We start from the raw sequence: 591 nt of genomic DNA on the forward strand, positions 1-591 counted from the left end.
TTACTTCAGGATCTTGGCGACGACGCCGGCGCCGACGGTACGACCGCCTTCACGGATGGCGAAACGCAGACCTTCTTCCATGGCGATCGGGGCCAGCAGCTTGACGGTCATCGTCACGTTGTCGCCCGGCAGAACCATTTCCTTGTCGGCCGGCAGGTCGATCGTGCCCGTCACGTCCGTCGTGCGGAAGTAGAACTGGGGACGATAGCCGTTGAAGAACGGGGTGTGGCGGCCGCCTTCTTCCTTGGACAGGATGTACACCTCGGACGTGAAGTCCGTGTGCGGGGTGATCGAGCCCGGCTTGGCCAGAACTTGGCCACGCTGGACGTCTTCACGCTTGGTGCCGCGCAGCAGGATGCCCACGTTGTCGCCGGCTTGACCTTGGTCCAGCAGCTTGCGGAACATTTCCACGCCGGTGCAGGTCGTCTTGACCGTCGGAACGATACCGACGATTTCGATTTCTTCACCAACCTTGATGATGCCGCGTTCGATACGGCCGGTCACCACCGTGCCGCGACCCGAGATCGAGAACACGTCTTCAACCGGCATCAGGAACGCGCCGTCAACGGCACGCTCAGGCGTCGGGATGTA

General features: G+C 62.1%; 1 protein-coding gene. It reads right to left on the reverse strand.

The features are described from left to right. On the reverse strand, positions 1–591 hold a 591-nt coding region (locus AC6LJ2_RS30025; protein WP_498152758.1), incomplete at its 5' end, for an EF-Tu C-terminal domain-related protein.

This window comes from Achromobacter sp. 1014246743 (assembly GCF_059760725.1).